Below are 15,367 nucleotides of genomic sequence, written 5' to 3'. Positions count from 1 at the left end.
TCTCCTTCAAACGGTCCACGTCCGGGCCTATCGTGCGATTTACTGGACACCAAGTCAAGTAAGAAGCAGCCTGACCACAGACCTTAGTAACTTTATAGTGATTCTACTTACATTGGGCTACAGTTGTGGTCCATACTGTAGAAGACGTAAACAAAGTCAGCCCGAACGTCGTCGCTGCATTGTTGCTGAAACCAGAGAAGAGGTGCTCGTGGTGACTTCGACCGCGACAAACGCAACCCGTGAGGCCATCGAGCCCGTCGGATCGAATGACCCGACACCCAGCCGTGAGGTGGTCCTGGACCTCCACCGGCGTATGGTCCGGATCCGCCAGTTCGAAACAGAGGCCGGTCGCCTGATGGAAGGCGGCAAGCTGCCGGGATTCCTTCACCTGTACGTCGGTCAAGAAGCTGTGGCGGCGGGCGCGATGAGCAACCTGCGCGACACCGATCAGATCTCGTCGACCCACCGCGGACACGGTCACGCCGTGGCGAAGGGCGCCCAGTTCCGACAGATGTTCGCCGAGCTCTTCGGTCGTGTCGACGGCTACTGCAAGGGCCGCGGCGGTTCGATGCACATCAATGACCTCTCCATCGGCATGCTCGGCGCCAATGGCATTGTCGGCGGCGGTATCCCGATCGCAGTCGGAGCAGCCTTCGCCGCGAAGTACCGGGGTGAGGACACCGTTGCCATCCCGTTCTTCGGTGACGGCGCCAGCAACATCGGCGCGTTCCACGAGGCCGCGAACATGGCAGGCATCCTGAACCTCCCGGTCGTCTTCGTCTGCGAGAACAACGGATATGCCGAGTTCACGGCGCTGCGCGACCACATGAAGCTCGAGAACGTGGCCGATCGTGCGCCGGCGTACGGCTTCCCGAGCGAGATCTGCGACGGCATGGACGCCATCGCGGTACGCGCCGCGGTGGGCCGTGCCGTCGAGCGCGCCCGGAACGGCGGCGGCCCGACCCTCGTCGAGGCCAAGACCTACCGCTACTACGACCACCAGGGTGTCAAGGGTCTGCGCAAGACCTACCGCACCCAGGAAGAGGTCGAGGCGTGGAAAGAGCGGGACGCCATCAAGTTACTCGAGGCGCGGGCGGTGTCCGAGGGCCTCGTGACCGAAGGTGAGTTCGCGAACATCTGGGCCGAGGTCGATGCCGACATCGCCGAATCCGTCGCTTTCGCGGAGAACAGCCCGTTCCCCGACCTGGCCGATTTCGCCCTCAACGTCTACAGCGACTGAACCTTTAGAAAAGGCTGAACCAATGTCTACTGCAACAGAATTGACCGCACCCGCGGAGGCCGCCACGGCCCGGGTCACCACGTACGTCAAGGCGTACAACGAGGCCGTCGCGCAGACCATGCGGGAGAACGAAGACGTCTTCGTCATCGGAGAGGACGTCGCCGGATACGGCGGGGTCTTCCACATGTACGACGGACTTCTCGAAGAGTTCGGTCCGCGCCGGATGGTCGACACCCCGATCGCCGAGATGGGCCTGATCGGCCTCGGAGTTGGAGCCGCCGCGCGCGGACTGCGCCCGATCGTCGACATCATGTTCATGGACTTCCTGGCGGTCGCGCTCGACCAGGTGGTGAACCAGGCCGCCAAGATGAAGTTCATGTATGGCGGCGAGGTCAAGGTTCCGATGGTCATCGCCGTTGCCTACGGCGCCGGCGTGAGCGCGGGTGCTCAGCACTCGCAGAGCCTGGAGACCTGGCTGGCGCACACGCCCGGACTCAAGGTCGTGATGCCGTCCAACGCATACGACGCCAAGGGGCTGATGGTCTCGGCAGTGCGCGATGACAACCCGGTCGTCTTCATGCTGAACAAGGTGCTGCTCGGCGCCCGCGGTGAGGTACCCGAAGAGGTCTACGAGATCCCGCTCGGACAGGCGGCAGTTCCGCGCGAGGGCGATGACGTCACCATCGTGGCCTTCGGTCGCATGGTCGTCGAAGCGCTCAAGGCCGCGGATATCCTGGCCGAATCCGGCGTATCGGTGGAGGTCGTCGACCCGCGGTCGGTCCAGCCGCTCGACACCGCGACCATCGTGAAGTCGGCGTCGAAGACCAATCGCATCCTCGTGGTCCACGAGGCCGTGACCTTCGGCGGTATCGGCGCCGAGGTGGCCGCGCAGATCCAGGAGGAGGCGTTCGACTACCTCGATGCCCCGGTCCTGCGTATCGGCGCGCCGTTCACCCCGGTCCCGTTCAGCACGCCGCTGGAGAAGGCCTACGTGCCCGACGCCGACCGAATCGTCGCCGGAGCGCGGCGTCTGCTCGAAAGGGGCTGAGTCGTGGCACAGCAGATCGTGCTGCCGAAACTCGGCCTCACGATGCAAGAAGGGGTGATCGGCGAGTGGCTGGCCACCCCGGGACAGCGCATCGGTATGGGTGACGTCCTCCTGCGCCTCGAGACCGACAAGGTCGAGGTCGACGTGGAGGCCGAGGCCGAAGGGTTCCTCGCCACGAACGCAAAGGCCGGCGACGTACTGCCGGTCGGCGCGGTCATCGGCTGGTTACTCGGTGAGGGTGAACAAGCGCCGGATGGAGCCGCGCCGGTGGCGGCCGAGGAACTCGCTGCTCCCGAGGCGCCGGCTGCCAGTGCCGCCACCCCTGCGGCCGCGACCGGGGACGGAACCCGGCTCAAATCGTCGCCGAACGCCCGACGCGTCGCAGCCGAAGCCAACGTCGATCTCACCGCTGTGCGCGGTACCGGACCCGGTGGGCGCATCGTGTCCGAGGATGTCGAAGAGTTCTTGGCCGCTGCACCACAGCCCGCTGCCGCCGCATCGATCGCTGCTGCTGCGTCCGAACCTGCAGGCGAGTCAGCAGGCCAGTTCGTCGGACCCCTGGTCCGGCGGCGTGCCGCCGAATTGGGAGTCGATCTCACTGCGCTCGTGGGCACCGGTATCGGTGGCCGGGTCACCAAGGCCGACGTCGAGAAGGCCGCCGGATCGTCGGCGGCTTCCGCACCGTCCGCAGCCACTGCACAACCGGCACCTGTGTCCGGACCGCAACCGGGCGAGGTCATCCCGTTGTCCGGCATGCGGGGAGCGATCGCCCGCAACATGGTCGACAGTCTGCAGACGATGGCGCAGTTGACCCACGGCTACGAGGCGGACGTGACCGCCCTGGTCGCAGCGCGTGCACAGCTCAAGGCGGAAGCCGGTGAGACCGGTGCGAAGGCGCCGAGTCTGAACGACTTCATCATGAAAGCGGTTGCCGTTGCGTTGCAGCAGCATCCGTTGCTGAACGCGGGTATCGCCGACGACAAGATCACCTTGTTCTCCGAGATCAACCTCGGTGTCGCGGTGGCGGTGGAAGGTGGACTCATCGTCCCGGTCGTCAAGGGCGCAGATGCACTGTCGGTGGGCGAGATCGCCGGTCGTACCGGCGCACTCGCAGCGGCCGCACGAACGGGCAAGCTCGCGATGGCAGACATGGAAGGTGCGACGTTCTCCGTCAGCACCCTCGGTGCCTATGGTGTCGACTTCTTCACGCCTGTTATCAATCCGGGCAACGTGGCGATCCTCGGTGTCGGCCGTGTCAAGGACGGATTCCGCTGGGAGGGCGAGACTCCCGTCAAGACCCAGGTCTTGACGTTGAGCCTGACCTTCGATCACCGGGCCGTCGACGGGGCTCCCGCCGCGGAGTTCCTGCGCACCCTCAGCGCCGTGCTGTCGCGACCGCTGAGCCTGCTGGCCGGGTAGGTACGCCATGGATTCGGTCGCCATCGACGCAACCCTGTTCGCCCAGCTCGATCCGCCGCTGCTGGCCGGAAGTGGCTGTGCAGAATGCGATGTCGTGGTGTTCCCGGCCGCGAATCGGTGTCCGGGCTGCGCCGGGGTCGACGTCGTACGACAGGCGTTGCCAGGGCGTGGCACGGTCTGGACCTGGACACGGCAATCGTTCGCGCCGAAGCCGCCGTTCGAGGCGCCTGCATCCGGTTTCGAACCGTTCGTCGTCGGCTACGTCGACCTCGGTTCGGTGCTGGTCGAATCCAGGATCGTCGGTGAGGTCGCCATCGGCGATCAGGTCGAGCTGTGTCTGCTCGACGTCAGTGATGCCGAGTTCACCTTTGCTTTCGCGAAGGTCCCGTCCGAGAGGGTGTCGTCGTGAGCAAAGAGGACATCTACATCGTTGGCGCGGGTATGCACGCCTTCGGGCGGCACGACGGTGTCACCGGTATGGACATGGGCGAGCACGCGCTGCGTGCGGCCCTCGCGGATGCAGGTATCAGCTGGTCCGATGTGGATGCCGCGGTCGGTGGCAGCAACGTGTCCGGCAAACCGGACTCGCTGGTGTCGCGCCTGGGCCTGACCGGAGTTCCGTTCACCACGGTCAAGAACGGTTGCGCCACAGGTGGAGTCGCCCTGTCGACCGCTGCCGACATGCTGACCGCGCGCCGCGCCGACGTGGTGGCGGTCGTGGGTTTCGACAAGCATCCGCGCGGTGCGTTCGGTTCCGACCCGGCGGCCTACGGCCTCGGCCAGTGGTACGCCCGCACCGGCATGATGGTCACCACCCAGTACTTCGCGATGAAGACACGACGGTACTTTCACGAGCACGGCCTCGATGAACACGCACTCGCCGCGGTGTCCGAACGCGCTTTCGCCAATGGTGCCGCGCACCCGATGGCGTGGCGCCGCAAGCCGTTGACCGCGCAGCAGGTGCTCGATTCCGCACCGGTCAACGATCCGCTGACCCAATACATGTTCTGCTCGCCGGGCGAAGGCGGCGTGGGTCTGATCCTGGCGCGTGACGACCGGGCATTCGATCTGTGCGACAACCCGATCCGGCTGGCCGCAGTCGAGGTGCGCACCCGCAGATTCGGATCCTTCGAGGTGTTCTCGCCCTGGCTCCACACCGAACCCGTCCACAGCCCCAGCATCGATGCGGCTGCCGCTGCTTTCGCCAGTGCCGGGGTGAGTCCGTCCGACGTGCAGGTCGCGCAGTTGCAGGACACCGACTCGGGCTCGGAGATCATCCACATGGCCGAGACCGGTCTCTGCGCACACGGAGACCAGGGCAAGCTCCTCGACAGTGGCGCAACACGGTTCGACGGTGAGCTACCCATCAACACCGATGGCGGTTGTCTCGCCGGCGGCGAGCCGATCGGCGCATCCGGTTTGCGTCAGGTCCACGAGGTGGTCCGGCAACTGCAGGGGCGGGCCGAAGGCCATCAGGTGCCGAACCGCCCGTCCGTCGGCTTCACCCACGTGTATGGCGCCCCGGGACTGTCGGCGTGCACTGTTCTGACCACGTGATCTCGAAAGGCTCGCTGTGACCAAGGCTCTCGACGTCGTCCCCGAACTGGCAGATTTCCAGGCGGAGGTCCGCGACTGGCTCGCATCGATCCTGCCGCCGCGGCCGGCACCCTCCCCGGACGCCCGGCCTGATCTGGCGGTGTTCCGCAATCTGTCCGACGAGGACGAACTCGCGCTGCTGAACGCGGTCCGCGACTATCGCAGGCAGCGCTTCGACGCCGGCTACGGCGCTGTGACCCTGTCGATCGAACACGGCGGGCGGGGACTGCCTGCGTCGTTCGCTTCGGCTATTGCCCAGGCAGAGCGCGACTTCGATGTTCCGCCGTCCACAGAACTGATCAGTGTCACCACAGGTCTGGTCGGTCCGGCCGTGGCGATGTTCGGTTCCGACGAGCAGCGGGCTGCCTACGCCAACCCGTTGCTCCGTACCGATCTGCTGGCCTGCCAGCTCTTCAGTGAGCCCGGGGCGGGTTCCGACCTGGCGGCGCTCAGCTGCCGCGGTGTCCGGCAGGGCGATGAGTGGGTGTTCAACGGGCAGAAGGTCTGGTCGTCCGGAGCTCGATTCGCCGATCTCGGGATGTTGCTCGCCCGCACCGACCCTGATGTGCCGAAACACAAGGGCATCACGGCGTTTCTCATCCCGCTCGACGCCGAGGGCGTCGAGATCCGGCCGATCCGCCAGATGAGTGGCGGCGCCTCTTTCAACGAGGTGTTTCTCCACGACGTGCGCGTCCCGGACAGCATGCGGCTCGGCGAGGTGGGCCACGGCTGGAAGGTCGCCGGTGCCACCCTCGCCTTCGAGCGCACCGCCTCGGGGTCGGTCACCCGCAAGAAGGGTGGCTCGGTCGCCGAACTGGTCTCGTTGGCACAGTCCCTGGGGGTTTCGGACGATCCGCTCGTCCGTCAGGACATCGCCGACGTCTACATCCGCTCTGAACTCCGTGCCGCCACCGCCGATCGCGTCGCCCGCGCTGCCGCGGCGGGAATCTCGCCGGGACCGGCAGCGTCGGTCGGCAAACTGATGGCGTCGGACGTACTCGGCAAGATCGGCGAGATCGCGGCGGACCTGCTGGGCAACAACGTCACCGCCAATATCGACGACGATCAGTTCGCCTGGACCGAACACCTGCTGGGTAGCCCGGGATATCGACTGGCCGGCGGAACCGATCAGATCCAGCGCAACATCATCGGTGAGCGAGTGCTCGGTCTACCGCCGGAGCCCCGCGAGAACCGCGATCAGCCCTGGTCGCAGCGCGACAAGCGCTGACCCGGGGTTACCAGGCGAGTGCGGCGGCCAGTCGCTCACGGTGGAGCGCAGTGCCGCCGAAGAGCTGGGCGTCGGCGCGGGCGCGTCGAAAGTACAGATGGCAGTGGTGTTCCCAGGTGAAGCCGATACCACCATGGAGTTGGACCGCCTCGGCGCTGACGGTCCGGTAGACATCGCTGCACCACGCCTGGGCGACTGCGCTTGCCTCGACGAGATCGTCGGCCTCCACCGCTCGGGTGACTGCTGACCTACTCGACTCGACGAGCACCAACAGGTCGGCGAGGGTGTGTTTGACGGCCTGAAAACTGCCGATCTCGCGTCCGAACTGCCGACGCTCTTTCACGTACTCGACGGTCTGGTCGAGACTGGTCTGCGCTCCGCCGAGCTGTTCGGCGGCCAAGACGATGCAGGCGATGTCCAGTGCGGGAAGTATTGCAGCAGCGGCCGTTCCACCAGTGGTCAACCGCGTCGCAGAGACGTCGGTGAGAGTGACGGACCCCTGCCCGCGGGAGAGGTCGAGGGTCTCGAGCGGAACGACGGCTGCGCCGGGTGTGGCCGAATCGACCAGGAACACGTCGGGACCGTCAGGAGTGTCAGCGGGGATGACCAACCAGCGAGCACCGGCAGCACCGAGAACGGCGGGAGCGCGTCCGGTGAGCGACCACGAGCCGGCCTGATCGGCCGCGGTGAACATCAGATCATTTGGGGACCACCAGCCCTGGCGGTTCAGCCCGGCGACGGCAGCGGGAGTTCCCTCGGCGATCTCGGAGAGAACGTCGTCTGCACCGCCGGTGTTGACGAGTACCTGTCCGGCGAACACGGTCGAGAGGAAGGGCACGGGCAGCAGCGCGGCGCCGAGCTCCTCGGCCACCACGACGAGTTCGGCCAATCCGCCGAGTCCACCGCAGGATTCGGGCAGGCCCAGTGCTCCGACGCCGATCTGCTCGGCGATCACGGACCAGGCCGTGGCATCCCAGCCGGGGCCCGAGGCGTCGAGTGAACGACACAGGTCCGGTCCGCCGAGGTCGGCTGCTGCATCGCGTACTGCTGCGCGCAGATCGTCCAGTTCGGTGCTCATCGGCCACTTTCCAGGGTCGCGTGTGCTGCAGCAAGCCGTGCGACAGGTACGCGGCGGGGTGAGCACGAGACGTAGTCGAGGCCGATGGAGTTCAGGAACGAGATCGACTCCGGATCGCCGCCATGTTCTCCACAGACGCCGAGTTTCACCGTCGGCCGTGACCCACGAGCCCGCTCCGCCGCCATCGCGACCAGTGCGCCCACGCCATCGCGGTCGAGTACGGCGAACGGGCTGTCGGTCAGCAGGCCGTGGTCCAGATAGTGGGCGAGCATGGTCTTCTCGACGTCATCGCGCGAGAATCCGTAGGTCAACTGGGTCAGGTCGTTGGTGCCGAACGACAGGAACTCGGCGTCGGCGGTCAGCGAGGCGGCGAGCAGCGCTGCGCGCGGGGTCTCGACCATGCTGCCCACGAGGTAGGGGACTTTGACGCCGGTGTCGGTTGCGACGGCGGCGGCTGCGCTGTCCACCTGGGTGATGGCTTTGCTGAGCTCGCCGGGCAGCGAGACCAGGGGGATCATGACCTCGAGTACCGGCGAGAGCCCCTCTGCGTTGACCGTCACCCAGGCACGGAACAGCGCTTCGGCCTGCGCGGGGTACAACCGTTGCTGCACCATCGCGAAGCGGACGCCGCGCAGGCCCAGCATCGGATTGGATTCGTGTGTCGCCGCGGCACGTTCGGCCTGGGCGGCATCGCGATAGTGGCCGTCGGTAGGCAGGAACTCGTGCAGGGGTGCGTCGAGCAATCGCACCGTGATCGGTCGGTTGCCGACCACTCGCAGCAGATCGGTGAAGTCCGATTGCTGTGCGGTGGTCAGAGCTGCGATGGCCTCGATCTCCTCGGCCTCGCTCTCGGCGAGAACGAGACGCTGCACGAGCGGCAGTTGGTCGCCCATGAACTGATGTTCTGTGCGGCACAAGCCGATTCCCTCGGCTCCGAGCCGGAAAGCGGTGGCGGCGTCCTCGGCGTTGTCGGCGTTGGTGCGGATGCCCAGTTCACGGATCTCATCGGCCCAGCCGAGGAGGACCTCGAGTTCGGGTGATGGTTCTGCTGGACGGATCATGACGGCTCCGGCGTAGATGTCGCCGGTCCGGCCGTTGACCGAGACGACATCGCCCTCGGACATGGTGACACCGTTGGCGGTCACGGTGCGTGCGGTCAGGTCGATGCGTAGGGAGGTGGCACCGCAGACCGCCGGCCGTCCTGCACCACGCGCGACAACAGCGGCATGGGATGCCAGGCCGCCGTTGGACGTGACGACCGCGGTGGCGGCGAGCAGCGCGGGTACGTCGGCGGGACTGGTCTCGGAGGCGACGAGGACGACGTCCTTGCCCTGACCGGCCAACTGGAGCGCGCGTTCACTCGACAGGGCGATCTCGCCGATCGCAGCCCCCGGAGATGCGGGCAGGCCCTGGGCGAGTAGTTCCTCGTTGCCACTGAGCTTGAGCTGCGCGTGCAGTAGATCCTGCATCAGGTCGGGCTCGAGCATCCGGACTGCTTCGCTGCGTTCGATCGAGTGGTCGTTGGCCAGGTCGACCGCGAGGTGGGTGACCGCACGCGGGCCCGGATGTTCGAGCGCGCCCGCGCTGAGCAGGGCGAGCTGCCGGTCGCGGACTTCGAACTCGACCTCCGCGACGCCACGTAGATGTGGTTCGAGGGTTGCGAAGATCTGATCGAGGATGGTGACGCCACCGGGGACCTGGCCGAGGGGTTCGCCGGGGCCGGGGTTGGGGTCGGTGCGGCGGACACCGAGGTGGAAGACGCCGTGCGGGGCATACTTTCCCGTCTCCAGGTCGCGGCTGATCGCGGAGCCGTACCCCGACTCGTTCCACGACCCGAGTCGCAGGGCCCGGACGTGGAGGGCGATGCCGAGATCGTCGGGCAGAGAAAGCGCCTTGCGGGCACGCTGGCCGCGGGGGGAGGCCCACCGGGCCAGCATCGCCTTGGCCGCGAGTCCGAGTTGTTCGGCAGGATCGGCGGGATAGGGCGCGCCGGTGGTTTCCTCGATGAGATCGAGCAACGCGGGGACCCGAGCGCGGCTGTCGGGATGATCGTCGTCGAGGTCATCGAGATCGTCGACGTCGACACCCAGGGCGCCTTCGGCGACGAAGCGCAGATTCGCGGCCCAGGAGTCGTAGATGTCGCGGTCGCGGCCGATGACCTCGACCAGGGCGTCGATGTTGCGGTTCGACAAACCGATGACCGAGATCGCGGGCGGCAGCGCCGATACCGGCACCGGCGCGCTGCAGCGCAGGTGCATCAACATCGGGCGACGTTCGGTGCGGGTGGCAGGCCAGATGCCGCGGACTGCCAGCTTTTCGAGCAGATCGATCGCGGTGTTCGCGGTTTCCCGGTTCTCCAGGCCACTGCCGGATCCGATCGGAACGGTCAGGCCCGGCACCACCGGTAGACCGAGAGCGACGAGATTGTCCATCTCGACACCGTGAACACCGAGTACGTCGGCTCCGAGTCCCCGGCCGCGGCCCTGTCCATAGGGGACCGCAGCTCGGGTATAGGAATGAACAGAGTTGTCGGACAGAGTCATTCCGCGCTGCCAGCGACGAGCTTCTCTTCGAGGGCCTCGTCTTCGGCGCGGGTGACGCCGAGCATCATCAGCACGTGCTGGTGCAGCCACATCCAGACGGTGTGGTAGCCGTCGGTCAGCGGAGAGGTGAGGGACGCGGTGTCGCCACCGTCGAAGCGCTCGAGCGCGACATTGAGCTGATCCCGATATGCGAGGAGGTCTGCGGACTGCTTGCCCGCGCGCCGGAGCATCTTCGACACGTCGGTATGGATGTCGTCGAGTTGGTCGCGGATCCGGGCGTCGTACTGGGCGTCCGAGTGATCGTTCACCGAGCCGTCCGGCCGGCACTGCCATGCGGTGCACAACTCGCGCAGGCGTCGGTTGACCGGGAGGAAGGCGTGCAGGAAGTCGTTGACCGCCTTCTCTTCGTCGCTGCCCTCCGGCAACCGGACGAGTGCGCCGGCCGCGCTGATCCCGGCGGGGGTCGGCATCACCATCGGGCCCTTGGCGACGGCGTCCCCGGCGTCGATCACCAGCTGCAGCTCGGGTGAGACCGGGCCGCGGAACATCCCCTTGACCACGAGGCCGACCAACTCGCTCGATGCGGTGGCCTGCGTGGACGTATTGGTCGCGAGGTCGTTCATGGTGCTCCTCGATTGGTTCTCGGTGCCCCGGGGTCGGGGGACCTGCGTCGGCGGTGACTGATACACCACCTCGGCCGGGACTGTGACGGTGCTCATAACCTACCCAAATAGTAGTGGATGTCAAGAAAGAGCCCGAAACTATGTACAGAATTGATGCGGTCAAGTTACTTGACAGTGCATCCTCAAAGTCGGATACGCTCTCTGTGACGGCCACCACTCGGCTCCGCGGAGGCGACATGGGACGGCGTAGCTCGACCAGATATCGGACAACAGTGAGGCGCGGCAATGGCAGACCGGAACGAGCTCTACATCGGCGGCAAGTGGGTTCCTTCCGCAGGTGAGGGCACGATCGATGTCCTCGAGGCGGCCACCGGGCAGCTCATGGCACGTGTTCCGGCGGGCACGGAAAGCGACGTCGACGACGCGGTCGCCGCGGCGAGGGCCGCCTTCGGTGAATGGTCGCAGTCGCCGGTCGCTGATCGGATCACTGTGTTGCGCCGGATCGCCGACGGTCTTGTCGCACGGGAAACCGAACTGGCCGAGATGATGGCCCGCGAGGTGGGTACGCCGATCGCCCGCTCCCGCTCCGTCCAGGTCGGGCTGGGGGTGACCATCTTCCGGTCGATGGCCGACATCCTGGAGACCACCAGTCTCGAGGAGAGGCGGGGCAACTCCCTGATCCTCAAGGTCGGGGTGGGTGTGGTCGGGGCGATCACGCCCTGGAACTACCCGCTCTACCAACTCGCCGCGAAGGTCGCGCCTGCGATTGCCGCCGGCTGCACGTCCGTCGTGAAGCCGAGCAGTGTCGCGCCGCTCGCAGCGTTCGTGGTCGCGGAGATCGCCGAAGAAGCCGGGTTGCCCCCGGGCGTCCTCAACATCGTGACCGGCGCAGGCGGCCGTGTGGGCGAGCGCCTTGCGGGCCACCCCGACGTCGATCTCGTCAGCCTCACCGGATCCACCTCGGCAGGGGCTCGGGTCGGACAGGTAGCTGCAGCCGACATCAAGAAAGTAACCCTCGAGCTCGGGGGCAAGTCCGCGTTCATCGTGGCGCCCGACGCTGATGTCGACGCAGCGGTCACCGCCGCTGTCCGGGGTTGCTACGTCAACAACGGACAGACCTGCGCCGCCACGACGCGGCTGCTCGTGCCCATCGGGGACCTCGAGCAGGTCGAGGCCAAACTCGTCGAACTGGTCGGCGGCCAGAGTGTCGGTGATCCGCTCGATGAGGCGATCGACATCGGTCCGATGGCGTCGCGTGAACAGCAGCAGACCGTTCTCGACATGCTTTCGGACGTCCCCGCAGACGCAGTCTTCCTGGTCGGCGGTCCGGGAGAGGTCACCGGTCTCGATGAACGGTTGCAGGCCGGATTCTTCGTTCGCCCGACGGTCGTGAGCCGCGTCGACAACACCTCGGCGATCGCCCGTGACGAAGTGTTCGGACCGGTGCTCACTGTCCTCACCTACAGCGACATCGACGAGGCGATCGACATCGCCAACGATTCCGACTATGGACTGTCCGGTGGTGTCTTCGCCGCCGATGACGCCGCGGCGATCGCGATAGCGCGCCGACTTCGTACCGGGCAGGTCTCCATCAACGGCGGTCGTTTCAATGCGATGGCGCCCTTCGGGGGCATGAAGAAGTCGGGGATCGGCCGAGAGCTCGGTCCCGACGGCCTGGATGAGTACTTCGAGAAGATCTCCCTTCAGCTACCCGCCTGATCCGCCCCCACCCACGACGAAAGCGATCCGACATGGCCACGGAAGCAGAACTGAACACCGCGCACCGGGAGATCACCAACCTGATGTCGCGCTTCTCGCGGGGTATCGACCTGCGGGACTGGGACATGTACCGATCGGTGTTCACCGACGAGATCGAGATCGACTACACCAGCTATCGGGCAGGCAACGGCGGAATGTTCCGCGCCGAGGACTGGGTGCAACGCGGGCGGATGCTGTTCCCGGGGCTGACGGCGTCGCAGCACTTCCTGTCCAATCTGCACATCACAGTCGAGGGTGATCGCGGCACGGTGATCTCGTACGTCCGCGCCGAGCACGTACTGCCGAACACTGCGGGTGATGCGATGTTCACCATCGGCGGGTATTACACCGATTCCGTTGTGCGCGTTGGTGGTGAGTGGAGGATCTGCAAGAAGCAGCTGACGGTGCTGTGGAACTCCGGCAACCCTGCGGTCCTGACCATGGCGCGCGAACGCGCAGCCGCACTCCTCGCAGACGCCTGAGGGCGGGGGGCCTCGTCTGGCACGACTCACATGTCCCGGACCGGGTCGCGGCCATCCCAGTCGACGGCTGCGTCGGCGACCCTGCGGTAGAGCGCGAGGATCGTGGGGCGCGGTTCGTAGATCTCCACCAGGTGCCCGAGTTGCGCACGGGCGTCGTGGAAGGCGAAATTGTTGCCGTTGGGTGTGGTGGCGGTCAGTACCGCCGGCCACCCGCTGTCGGCGAACTGGCGCTGTTGATCCCCGAAAGACGACACCATGATCGCGACATGATGAATGTGGTTGCTCACCAACGCCGTCTGGGCGAACGCGGCGGGCTCTGCGCTGTGGACCTCGACGAGTTCGATCTGTGTGTGCCCCCACTGTCCGTAGGCGGACGAGTGGTCGAAAGAACCCGCGGTCCCGTCCGGACCCAGCGCTGATGTCACCGGGTTGCGCCGCACGAAAAACGGACCGGCGCCGGTTCGCGATGCGAAGTCTTGCGCTGCGGCTCGCACGTCGTCGACGATATAGGCGATCTGGACGATCGCGCCTGGCGTGTACTCGGTCATCACTCAGCCCTCAACGTTCGGGCGAGCAGCCATAGCGGCACTCGCTAACTTTCTGGTGACTATAGATACAGGCAGCCTCTGGCCGATGTTGATTGAACAAGAACGTGCGAGCTGGACGATCTCATGGCGGCAATTGTGCACGTGAGGGGCAAATGTAACGACTTTGCCCGAACGCTGGACTTATCCATGTACATAGTTCAGTATGACGTAGGTAACAAAACAACGGTTCAAGTAACTCACCTCACGTAGGTAGGCCCAAATGACAGACGCGCTCAGTATCAGCGGTCTTTCCAAGACTTTCGGCGGTCAGCGAGCACTCAATGATGTGACTCTCGTTCTCGCGCCCGGTGAAATTCGCGGTCTGGTCGGACAGAACGGATGCGGAAAATCTACACTCATCAAAGTTCTTGCCGGATATCATGATCCGGACGACGGCGCGAAGATCGTCGTCGCGGGCAGCGAACTGAACCTCGGTGTCCCCGGGAGCGGTGAAGCAGCCGGGTTGCGGTTTGTCCACCAAGAGCTGGGGCTGGTCGAGAGTCTCGACGTCGTCGACAACCTGGCGCTGGGGCATGGTTACAAGACCCGGGCCGTCGGCACGATCGACTTCAAGGCCGAAAGAGCGCAGGCCAGAGCCGCCCTCGCCGAACTCGGCTTCGACATCGATCTCAAGAAGCTCGCTTCCGCACTGAGCATGAGCGAACGCACGATGTTGGCGATCGCCCGCGCCGTGCAGGACCGCTCGGGCGCGACGAACATCCTGGTGCTCGACGAGCCGACCGCGAACCTGCCTGCGGCCGAGGCGGTCCGACTCTTCGACCTCGTGCGCAGGATTCGGGATCGTGGGGTCGCGGTGCTGTTCGTCTCGCACCACCTCAATGAGGTCTTCTCGCTGTGCGACAGCGTGACGGTCATGCGCGACGGCAACATCGTGACCACCCGGAGCCTCGAGGGTCTCGATGAGCCGGGACTGGTGGAACTGATGATCGGTCGCCGCGTCGAGGAGTTCCTCGCAGAACCCGACGAGACCACCGACACCGCAGGAGATCCCGTCCTCGAGGTCCGTGGGTTGTCCTGCGGTTCCGTGACAGACCTCGACTTCTCGATTCGATCGGGTGAGGTGCTCGGAATCGCGGGTATCACCGGATCGGGTCGCGAACAGATCGTCCCCGCACTGTTCGGCGCCGAGACCAGGGGTGGCACGGTCGTCGTCGACGGCAAGACCGTGGAAAACGGCCGTCCCGATCTCGCGATGGCTGCGGGCGTGGGATGTGTTCCCGCCGAACGATTGAGCAATGCAGCCTTCGCCACCGCATCCCTCCGGGAGAACGTCTCGGTCGCCGATCCCTGGGCGTACACGAAGGGCGGCATGCTGCGGATGAAGCGTGAGAAGTCGGACGTCGCGACGTGGCTCGAGAGGCTCGGAGTACGCCCCTCCGGCAACACCGAACGTCATCTCGGCACTCTCAGCGGCGGCAACCAGCAGAAGGTGGTGTTGGCCCGTTGGCTGCGCCGCAAGCCGCGCGTACTACTGCTCGACGAACCCACCCAAGGCGTCGACATCGGCGCAAAAGCTGACATCCACACACTTGTCGACGACGCCGCGCAGTCCGGCGCCGCGGTGCTGGTGGTCTCCACCGATCACGGCGAACTCACCCGCCTGTGCGATCGCGTGATCGTGCTGTCGGCCGGCTGCGTGGTCGACGACTTCTCCCGCCCCCGGATCGACCCTGACCGGTTGACCGCCTCGACACTCAAGAAACCTGCTCGCGTCGAGGCCTGAGCCTCCCCCGCGATGTCCGAA

General features: G+C 65.9%; 13 protein-coding genes. 9 read left to right on the top strand and 4 right to left on the bottom strand.

All coding sequences use genetic code 11. The features are described 5' to 3' along the window. Positions 1-211: 211 nt before the first annotated feature. Genes BH683_RS18765 through BH683_RS18740 form a run of 6 tightly spaced genes read left to right on the top strand, consistent with a single transcriptional unit; the run spans position 212 to position 6,531 of the window. The gene (locus tag BH683_RS18765) at positions 212-1,240 is read left to right on the top strand and encodes a thiamine pyrophosphate-dependent dehydrogenase E1 component subunit alpha (RefSeq protein WP_246833459.1); all 1,029 of its coding nucleotides are present in this window, start codon (positions 212-214) and stop codon (positions 1,238-1,240) included. A gap of 22 nt (positions 1,241-1,262) precedes the next feature. Continuing rightward, complete coding sequence (locus tag BH683_RS18760) at positions 1,263-2,288, top strand: alpha-ketoacid dehydrogenase subunit beta (RefSeq protein ID WP_084837800.1); 1,026 nt, start codon at positions 1,263-1,265, stop codon at positions 2,286-2,288. 3 nt (positions 2,289-2,291) lie between these two features. Further along, on the top strand, positions 2,292-3,707 hold the full coding sequence (locus BH683_RS18755; protein WP_084837799.1) for a dihydrolipoamide acetyltransferase family protein: 1,416 nt from the start codon (positions 2,292-2,294) through the stop codon (positions 3,705-3,707). A 7-nt stretch (positions 3,708-3,714) separates the two neighbouring features. After that, positions 3,715-4,116, top strand: a complete 402-nt coding sequence (locus BH683_RS18750; RefSeq protein WP_084837798.1) for an OB-fold domain-containing protein — start codon at positions 3,715-3,717, stop codon at positions 4,114-4,116. Next, positions 4,113-5,264, top strand: a complete 1,152-nt coding sequence (locus BH683_RS18745) for a thiolase family protein (protein ID WP_084837797.1) — start codon at positions 4,113-4,115, stop codon at positions 5,262-5,264. The genes BH683_RS18750 and BH683_RS18745 overlap by 4 nt, the downstream gene beginning before the upstream one ends. A gap of 16 nt (positions 5,265-5,280) precedes the next feature. Further along, positions 5,281-6,531: an acyl-CoA dehydrogenase family protein gene (locus BH683_RS18740; RefSeq protein ID WP_084837796.1), complete on the top strand. Its 1,251-nt coding sequence runs from the start codon at positions 5,281-5,283 to the stop codon at positions 6,529-6,531. A 7-nt stretch (positions 6,532-6,538) separates the two neighbouring features. On the opposite strand, the gene BH683_RS18735 is transcribed toward BH683_RS18740, so the two are convergent. The 3 genes from BH683_RS18735 to BH683_RS18725 are packed head-to-tail and all read right to left on the bottom strand — an operon-like array spanning position 6,539 to position 10,871. Next, a complete protein-coding gene (locus BH683_RS18735; RefSeq protein ID WP_084837795.1) occupies positions 6,539-7,609 on the bottom strand; it encodes an acyl-CoA dehydrogenase family protein in 1,071 nt (356 codons plus the stop codon). Further along, the gene (locus BH683_RS18730) at positions 7,606-10,152 is read right to left on the bottom strand and encodes a putative PEP-binding protein (RefSeq protein WP_084837794.1); all 2,547 of its coding nucleotides are present in this window, start codon (positions 10,150-10,152) and stop codon (positions 7,606-7,608) included. Before BH683_RS18730 ends, BH683_RS18735 begins: the two co-directional genes overlap by 4 nt. Beyond that, positions 10,149-10,871 (bottom strand): hypothetical protein, encoded by a 723-nt coding sequence (locus tag BH683_RS18725; RefSeq protein WP_246833458.1) that lies wholly within the window; start codon positions 10,869-10,871, stop codon positions 10,149-10,151. The genes BH683_RS18730 and BH683_RS18725 overlap by 4 nt, the downstream gene beginning before the upstream one ends. Positions 10,872-11,060: 189 nt before the next feature. On the opposite strand from BH683_RS18725, the gene BH683_RS18720 reads away from it, so the two are divergent. Continuing rightward, positions 11,061-12,494, top strand: a complete 1,434-nt coding sequence (locus BH683_RS18720) for an aldehyde dehydrogenase family protein (RefSeq protein ID WP_084837793.1) — start codon at positions 11,061-11,063, stop codon at positions 12,492-12,494. A gap of 32 nt (positions 12,495-12,526) precedes the next feature. Then, positions 12,527-13,015, top strand: a complete 489-nt coding sequence (locus BH683_RS18715) for a nuclear transport factor 2 family protein (protein WP_084837792.1) — start codon at positions 12,527-12,529, stop codon at positions 13,013-13,015. Between the two features lie 26 nt (positions 13,016-13,041). Here the strand turns inward: BH683_RS18715 and BH683_RS18710 are convergent, their stop codons facing one another. Next, a complete protein-coding gene (locus BH683_RS18710; protein WP_084837791.1) occupies positions 13,042-13,563 on the bottom strand; it encodes a VOC family protein in 522 nt (173 codons plus the stop codon). A gap of 259 nt (positions 13,564-13,822) precedes the next feature. Here BH683_RS18710 and BH683_RS18705 point away from each other — a divergent pair, with 259 nt between their 5' ends. Further along, positions 13,823-15,346 carry a sugar ABC transporter ATP-binding protein gene (locus BH683_RS18705; RefSeq protein WP_084837790.1) on the top strand — a complete coding sequence of 508 codons (1,524 nt, stop codon included), beginning with the start codon at positions 13,823-13,825 and terminating at the stop codon, positions 15,344-15,346. The last annotated feature ends 21 nt before the right edge of the window (positions 15,347-15,367 follow it).

Source organism: Williamsia sp. 1138 (genome assembly GCF_002095435.2).
In the GTDB taxonomy this organism is placed as follows: Bacteria; Actinomycetota; Actinomycetes; order Mycobacteriales; family Mycobacteriaceae; genus Williamsia.
Note: the sequence above shows the minus strand (reverse complement) of the source record. Positions and strands in the feature narration are given on the sequence as shown.